This window comes from Paenisporosarcina sp. TG20 (genome assembly GCF_000286315.1).
Classification (GTDB): Bacteria; Bacillota; Bacilli; order Bacillales_A; family Planococcaceae; genus Paenisporosarcina.
The window spans coordinates 1-7,980 of the sequence record NZ_ALJG01000184.1 but is presented as its reverse complement, the minus strand read 5'-3'; the positions used below and the strand labels follow the sequence as shown (position 1 = coordinate 7,980).

Here is a 7,980-nt window from a genome sequence, read left to right as displayed (position 1 = left end):
TCATACCGGAAACCAAAGTTGATTCTGTGACTCTCTTAAAGAACCGGGCGTACTTACCAGGTTTTTCTTAATCTCTCATTATCTTAACCGACTATTATTACCACTTAATTTCCGGATATTCCTTGGTCATCAACATTTTATGAATATCGCTTTTAGTTGTATTGGCAGATTTAATTATTTGATCACGTACCTCTTGATAGTCTTTATCTTGAACTGCAAGTTTTAGTGCAATCATCCCTAAGCTTTTCTCACGCTGTTCCTTTGTTAAGTTAATGTAGTTTAGGTTAAGTAGGTCAACAAACTGAATGGCATACTCTTGTACATTCGTTTCGTTACCACTCAATACACTCATGAAACGATCATATTCTTCTGTTGTCATAACCGAATGCAATGCCTCACCAACTACCGATTGAAACTTACGTATTGTTGTGACGTGTACATCAAGACTCGGAAAAAGATGATCTTTGCTATATAGACGAATAAAATCATTTAAGGCGATAACAGTAAATATGAGCTCTGGCCATAAGTAGTCAAAAGAGTAGTAGATATTTTTTTGAGAAGTAACGTTTTGATGTTGTTTAATTGATTCTTTGGATAAGCCATTCCCGACAAAGTCAACATGACGGTCTGCTAAAGAAGCATGTCGAATTTCATATGAAATGCCTAAAATACGTTTACGGGATCCTTCCCAGTTATAATACTTATTTTCATCACCAACAACTATATAAATCGCTTGATTGACTTCGTCTAAATCCCAAAAGTCTCCACTAATTCGTGCACCTGTAAAATTTTCTGTATGTGTTACCGATAACATGAAGTCGTACCTCCAATCTCTTTATCCTTCTTCTATTACCTTTTTGGCGTATAGTTAAGCATCTCAAATAACTCGTCTAATTCTTTTTTTGTTAAGTCACGCCACTGACCTATTGATAAATTGTTTATAGAGATATTCATGATTCTGACTCGTTGTAAGCTGATTATATCGTAACCAAGTGCTGCACACATACGACGTATTTGGCGATTTAACCCCTGGGTTAATGTGATTTTGAACGTATGAGAAGAAAGTTGTTCTACTTTACATGGCAATGTTTTTGTATCTAAAATCTCAACACCTTCAGACATTTCTTTAATGAAAGCCTGGGTAACGGGTTGTTCCACTTTAACGATGTATTCCTTTTCATGTTCATTTTCAGCACGCAAAATTTCATTAACAATATCCCCATCATTTGTTAATAAAATAAGACCATAAGAGTCTTTATCTAATCGACCAATATGAAAAATACGAAGAGGATGATTAACAAAATCCACAATATTTCCGTTAATATGGCGTTCAGTTGTACTTGTAATGCCAACTGGTTTATTAAGGGCAATATATACATAAGGTTCTTCATGTTTTACTGCTTTACCGTCTGCATGGACAACATCCCCAGGTTCCACTTTGCTACCTAGTTCTGCCTGTTTACCGTTTATGGTAATACGACCATCCTCAATCCATTTATCAGCACCGCGTCTCGAAACAATACCGGCTTCACTTAAGAATTTATTAATACGCATATAATTCACCCGCTTTAGTTAGTAGCTTTATTATAACGTATTTGGACGAATATAATAAACGTAAGAGAGCTAAAAATCAAGCTACATCACATAAGTAATAAAAAATATGGTAACATTAAGAAAAAATCGGATTAGTTCAGATGAGGAAAGGCGTGCTCTATTTGAATGAAGAAATAGTTGGATTCCCAAAAGAGTTAACTTCCATAAAGCACGAGATAAGAGAATATAAGAAAGATACCTTCTTGTTTCGAGAAGGTGACCCCATAAAAGGAACATACTTAATTCGTTCTGGAAAAGTTCAAATTGGAAAGATTACACCTGAGGGTCGTGAATTGACGTTAAGAATATGTGGTCCAACACAAATAGTCGGCGAAATCACCCTTTTTTCAGTAGACCCTAGGTATATGCTAGATGCAAAGGTCATTGAAGACATGGTGTGTTTGAAGTTTAAAATAGAAGATCTTGAAGAAACACTTAGTCATAATTCTGAACTTGCTGTTGAATTTATGAAGTGGATGGGTATGAATCATCAGAAAACACAAATGAAATTCCGAGACCTTCTGCTCCATGGTAAAAAGGGGGCTTTATACTCTACTTTAATTCGCTTAACCAATAGTTATGGTGTAAAAGAAGAAAGTGGAATTCTAATTGATTTGATACTAACCAATCAAGAGCTAGCCAATTTTTGCGGTATGACGCGGGAAGTGGTTAACAGAATGTTAAGTGACTTGAAAAAACAAAATAAGGTCTCAATGGTAAAAGGAAAGTTATTTATCCACGACATCCAATACTTAAAAGATGGAATTAATTGCGAGAATTGTCCAATCGCATTTTGCAGAATAGATTAATGAAGTGGTTGCCGAAACTAGGATGACTTTTTCTGAGATAATCTGTTACAGAAGTGAAGCGATAATAATACTAATTAGCCCCTCGAACAAAACAGTTCGAGGGGTTTTAAAAAATAAGCAAGAATATTTATGAAACGCCATGACCCCCGTGTTCATGGTGTTTTTAGTATATGGAGACTAATATACTAAAACGAAATTTCTATGTTGGGACTCACGTAATCATCAGATTAATGTGAAGAGTTTCCATGCTGTAATTCATTAACTTGAAGAACATTGTATCTTCTCCATAGGTAGTAGACAGTATGTCGATAACCCCTTCTTGCGTTAGGTTGTCTAATGAAATTACCCAGCCTTAAAATCTTAATTTACGCTAAGTTTGGGACTCACTTTAACAAAATTCGGATTAAAGGTTTTTTCATATTCATAAAATGGAAACATAGAATGAGTGGACGGAAACATAGAATGACTTCCCCCTTGTCAACTTCACTTAGTCTATATCTTCATTCTTATGGTTGAAGCGGATTGATAATTCAAAGTGATCCTGAAACTCTCAGCGTAGTGTATTACAAACAGCTCTATTACTTTTTAGAATAAGTCAATAGTTTGACAATCCGATATAAAGAAGTATAGGTGTGACATTTATCACAATGTGTAAAGCGGGAATCGTTTACGCTTAATATAAGATGAACAAACATAAGAGGTGAGTAGAATTGAGCGAACCAAGACATTCAAAAGACATAAATCTAAAAGGAACATTAATTAGTGTTTTAAGTGTTGGGGTCATTATCATCGCCATGTGGGTAATTGTTTATTCAATGTACGTAGCAAGATAAAAAGGAGTAGATTAGTATGCATCTTCATAAATATGAAAAAATTTGGCTTGTATTCGGTGTTGCATCACTTATAGTTTTTTTAAGTATTGTCGGAGTAAGTGCATTTGCTCATAACCATGGACCGTCGGGCGGAATGGAAACGATTGATCCAAAAAAGGTAAATGAAACTGCCCCTTTTGATAAACCAGGGGTTACTCAACTCGATGAGGATACATATCAAGTCGCGATTGTGGCATTAGCTTTTGGCTATACTGCTCCAGACCTTAAAGTCCCAGTTGGAAAAGAAATCATTTTTAAAGTAACGAGTACGGATGTCGTTCACAGTTTTACCATCGTTGATACAAAAGTCAATATGATGGTCGTACCTGGTCATATTACAACAAAATCATACACTTTCGACAAACCTGGAAAGTATTTGATTCTTTGTAATGAATATTGCGGAGCGGGCCACCACATGATGTATACAGAAATTGAGGTGTATTGACATGATTGCTGCACAAGATCGGAAGTTAGCTTTATGGAACATCGCAGTAGCATACATCGCATTTTTGATTGGGACATTAACTGGTTTACTCCAAGTTTTTATTCGAAATGATGCCCTCAAGTTACCGAGTTGGTTAGATTACTATCAAATTTTAACAGCACACGGTGTGTTGCTTGCACTTATTTTTACGACTTATTTTATTTTCGGATTCTTTATTACTGGCATGAGTAAAAGTCTCGGTAGTTTTGGGCCGAAAGTTCGTCTTTGCTCCTGGATAGGTTTTGCAGTGACAACAATAGGAACTGTATTAGCCACAGTAATGATTGTCTCAGGTAAAGCGTCGGTTTTATATACATTCTATGCACCACTGAAAGCAAGTGGATGGTTTTACGTTGGGCTAGCATTATTTGTAGTAGGGACATGGATTAGTAGTTTCGCATTAGTGGGTCATTATATTGTTTGGCGTAGAAGAAACAAAGGACAATTTAGTCCACTATTTGCCTTTATGACAATAACGACTATTGTCATGTGGCTTATATCATGTTTAGGAGTTGTTGCAACGGTAGTATTCCAATTCATTCCATGGGCATTCGGTTGGGTGGATACGATTAATGTTGAATTAAGCCGTTCATTGTTTTGGTATTTCGGACATCCTCTAGTATATTTCTGGCTATTACCAGCGTACATGGCTTGGTATGTAATCGTTCCGAAATTACTCGGGACAAAAGTGTTTAGTGACTCGTTAGCTCGTCTAGCATTTGTATTATTTATTCTCTTTTCTATCCCGGTTGGATTTCACCATCAATTAACAGAACCAGGAATTTCGGAATTTTGGAAGTTCTTGCAAGTTGTCTTGACTTTCATGGTAATCATTCCATCGTTATTAACTGCATTCTCAATGTTCGCTACTTTTGAAATTTCAGGTCGCCAAAAAGGCGCAAAAGGACTTTTTGGATGGTTTAAGAAACTCCCTTGGAAAGATGTCAGATTTACATCAATATTTATTGCAATGGCATTCTTCATACCAGGTGGAGCAGGTGGGATAATAAATGCAAGTTTCCAACTAAATGAAATTGTACACAATACGTTATGGATTGTCGGACATTTTCACATTACTGTTGGAACACCCGTTGCCATGACGTTTATGGGACTAACATTTTGGTTAATACCATATTTAACAGGACGTAAGTTTTCGAAATCAATGCAAAAACTTGGATTTATTCAAATCTTTACGTGGACTATTGGCATGTTATTAATGTCGACATCACAGCATATCTTAGGTCTATTAGGCGCACCAAGACGCACCGCATATTCGGGATATAACGATCACCCAGCAGCACAAGGATGGTTTGAAGGACTCATAACCAATCACGTAACAATGGCGGTTGGAGGAAGTATTTTATTCTTATCTGCGATGATTTTAATTTACATTGTCGTCATGTCGATGTTCCTTTCACCAAAAGCGATACGCGAAGAAGACTTCGTCGAGTTTCCAATGGCTGAAAGCGATACTGAACATACACCGAAATTTCTTGAGAATTGGTGGATTTGGATTGGTATTGCATTCGCACTAATCATTATTGCCTACGCGATCCCATTGGGCGGTATGCTAGATAATCCTGGTTCAGAAGGATATAAAACTTGGTAGGAGTTGTGTAAAATGGTCTTAATGTTGTTATCGATGGTTGTTGTCATCACTTTAGTTACTGCAATGTTAGTTGAAATTAATACATTAGAAGATTAAGATAAAAGGCCTGTAGAGAGAATGATTCTACAGGCCTTTTTTACAATTTAATAAAGTAATTGATTTTTCGTATACATATTATTTAGTACTAAGCCCTAACGTCTAGAGTTTCTTTGAGTTGTTAATTCTTAAAATAGAGTGTAGATCATTTCAGAGATAACTAAAAAATATAAGTTTATCCAATCTAAGCAAGGAACTATTATATAAAACTAAACTAACAAACAAATATATTGTAATTTTCTATGAAGTCTGACAAAATTAAAATAAAGGAATTCCTAAATCTCGCATTCTATCATTTTTATAAATGAAAGCGCATACAATAGGAATTACTAGGACAAGGGAGGAATATGAAAATGACATATGCATTTCCAAACACAGAAGGTTCAATTGTAACGTTTAAAGAAAAATACGAAAACTATATTAACGGTGAGTGGACGGCTCCAGTGAAAGGTGAATATTTTGATAACGTATCACCTGTTACTGGTAAAAATTTCACTCAAATTGCGCGCTCAACTTCAGAAGATGTTGAACTAGCTCTGGATGCAGCACATGCAGCAAAAGATGCTTGGGGAAAAACAGCTGTAGCTGAACGTGCTAATATCTTAAATAAAATCGCTGACCGCATGGAAGAAAATTTAGAAATGTTAGCTGTTGCAGAAACATGGGATAACGGAAAAGCGGTTCGTGAAACATTAAATGCCGACTTACCACTTGCCATCGATCACTTCCGTTACTTTGCAGGTGCAATTCGTGCACAAGAAGGATCTTTAAGCCAGATTGATAACGATACGGTAGCTTATCACTTCCACGAGCCAATTGGCGTTGTAGCTCAAATTATTCCATGGAACTTCCCATTGTTAATGGCCGTGTGGAAACTTGCACCAGCACTTGCTGCAGGAAACTGTGTCGTATTAAAACCTGCAGAGCAAACACCTGCTAGTATTCTAGTATTCGCAGAATTAGTAGGAGATTTACTACCTCCAGGCGTGTTAAACATCGTGAATGGATTTGGTTTAGAAGCAGGGAAGCCTCTTGCCTCAAATCCACGCATTGGAAAAGTTGCATTTACTGGAGAAACAACGACGGGTCGATTGATTATGCAGTATGCATCTCAAAACCTAATTCCTGTTACGCTAGAACTGGGGGGCAAGTCACCAAACATTTTCTTTGAAGATGTAATGGACCATGATGATGCGTTCTTAGATAAAGCAGTAGAAGGATTTGTATTATTTGCTTTGAACCAAGGGGAAGTATGTACATGCCCTTCCCGTGCGTTGATACAAGAATCCATATACGACAAGTTTATGGAAAAAGTGTTAGCTCGAGTGGAAGCAATTAAAATTGGGAACCCACTTGACCCCAACACAATGATGGGTGCTCAAGCTTCGAATGAGCAATTAGAAAAAATCTTGTCTTACTTAGATATTGGTAGACAAGAAGGAGCAGATTGTTTAATAGGTGGAGAGCGTAATTATTTAGAAGGTGATTTGTCTGAAGGATACTATGTAAAACCAACTGTCTTCAAAGGACATAATAAAATGCGTATTTTCCAAGAGGAAATTTTTGGTCCAGTGGTATCTGTAACGACATTCAAAACGCATGAAGAAGCACTAGAAATCGCCAACGATACATTATATGGGCTTGGTGCAGGTGTATGGTCTCGTAACATGAATACAGCATACCGTTTCGGTCGTGCAATTCAAGCAGGACGTGTGTGGACAAACTGTTACCACGCATATCCAGCACATGCCGCGTTCGGTGGATACAAAATGTCTGGTGTTGGTCGAGAAAATCACTTAATGATGTTAAATCATTACCAACAAACGAAGAACTTACTTGTCAGCTATAGTGAAGATAAATTAGGGTTCTTTTGATCGAAAGGAGAATAACGAATGATTGAACGAGTTATTGCTACGGACGCTACGCTTGAACTGATTGAGTTGTTAAAAGCCAAGCATGGGCCATTGATGTTCCACCAATCTGGCGGTTGCTGTGATGGTTCAGCACCTATGTGTTACCCAGATGGTGATTTAATAGTTGGCGATCAAGACGTGCTACTCGGTTCAATCGGTGACAGTCCTTTCTACATGCACAAAAGCCAATATGACTACTGGAAGCATACACAATTAATCATTGATGTGGTAGTCGGTCGAGGCGGCATGTTTTCATTAGAAGGAGTGGAAGGTAAACGATTCTTATCAAGGTCTCGAGCGTTTACAGATGAAGAAAATAAAGAACTTCAATCAAATTCAAATTAGTCATGATGAAAGCCGTCATTTTGCGAGTGAGAACTCGTGAAGTGACGGCTTTTTTAATATGCCAATAACTAAGTTTTCATAGTGTTTTTAGTATATGGAGACTAATATTCTAAAACTTATTTTCTTTTAATACATATTGTTACCACTGTTGATTTATAACAAGGAGAATGATTGTAGTGAAAGGTGACGACTCCAGCGGGATAAGCGAGACAGACAAGACCCCGCAGTCGCGCACAACGGAACAAAGGCTAAGAACGCC

The 7,980-nt window shown here is 37.0% G+C and carries 8 protein-coding genes; 6 read left to right on the top strand and 2 right to left on the bottom strand.

Annotation, left to right across the window (positions count from 1 at the left end):
* Positions 1-97: 97 nt before the first annotated feature.
* Together B371_RS0103050 and rluF are read right to left on the bottom strand one after the other, a co-directional pair.
* Positions 98-814 carry a hypothetical protein gene (locus B371_RS0103050; RefSeq protein WP_019412845.1) on the bottom strand — a complete coding sequence of 239 codons (717 nt, stop codon included), beginning with the start codon at positions 812-814 and terminating at the stop codon, positions 98-100.
* 35 nt (positions 815-849) lie between these two features.
* Positions 850-1,554 (bottom strand): 23S rRNA pseudouridine(2604) synthase RluF, encoded by a 705-nt coding sequence (gene rluF, locus B371_RS0103045; protein WP_019412844.1) that lies wholly within the window; start codon positions 1,552-1,554, stop codon positions 850-852.
* Between the two features lie 161 nt (positions 1,555-1,715).
* On the opposite strand from rluF, the gene B371_RS0103040 reads away from it, so the two are divergent.
* The 6 genes from B371_RS0103040 to B371_RS0103010 all read left to right on the top strand — a co-directional run bounded on the left by B371_RS0103040 (position 1,716) and on the right by B371_RS0103010 (position 7,721).
* Complete coding sequence (locus B371_RS0103040) at positions 1,716-2,402, top strand: Crp/Fnr family transcriptional regulator (RefSeq protein WP_026022955.1); 687 nt, start codon at positions 1,716-1,718, stop codon at positions 2,400-2,402.
* A 710-nt stretch (positions 2,403-3,112) separates the two neighbouring features.
* Entirely contained in the window at positions 3,113-3,235 is a 123-nt protein-coding gene (locus B371_RS0103035; RefSeq protein WP_019412842.1) for a hypothetical protein, read from the top strand.
* A 16-nt stretch (positions 3,236-3,251) separates the two neighbouring features.
* Positions 3,252-3,719: a cytochrome c oxidase subunit II gene (locus B371_RS0103030; protein WP_019412841.1), complete on the top strand. Its 468-nt coding sequence runs from the start codon at positions 3,252-3,254 to the stop codon at positions 3,717-3,719.
* Position 3,720: 1 nt separating this feature from the next.
* On the top strand, positions 3,721-5,367 hold the full coding sequence (locus B371_RS0103025; protein WP_019412840.1) for a b(o/a)3-type cytochrome-c oxidase subunit 1: 1,647 nt from the start codon (positions 3,721-3,723) through the stop codon (positions 5,365-5,367).
* Positions 5,368-5,816: 449 nt separating this feature from the next.
* On the top strand, positions 5,817-7,337 hold the full coding sequence (gene adh / locus B371_RS0103015; protein WP_019412839.1) for an aldehyde dehydrogenase: 1,521 nt from the start codon (positions 5,817-5,819) through the stop codon (positions 7,335-7,337).
* An 18-nt stretch (positions 7,338-7,355) separates the two neighbouring features.
* Entirely contained in the window at positions 7,356-7,721 is a 366-nt protein-coding gene (locus tag B371_RS0103010; protein ID WP_019412838.1) for a DUF779 domain-containing protein, read from the top strand.
* Positions 7,722-7,980: the final 259 nt, after the last annotated feature.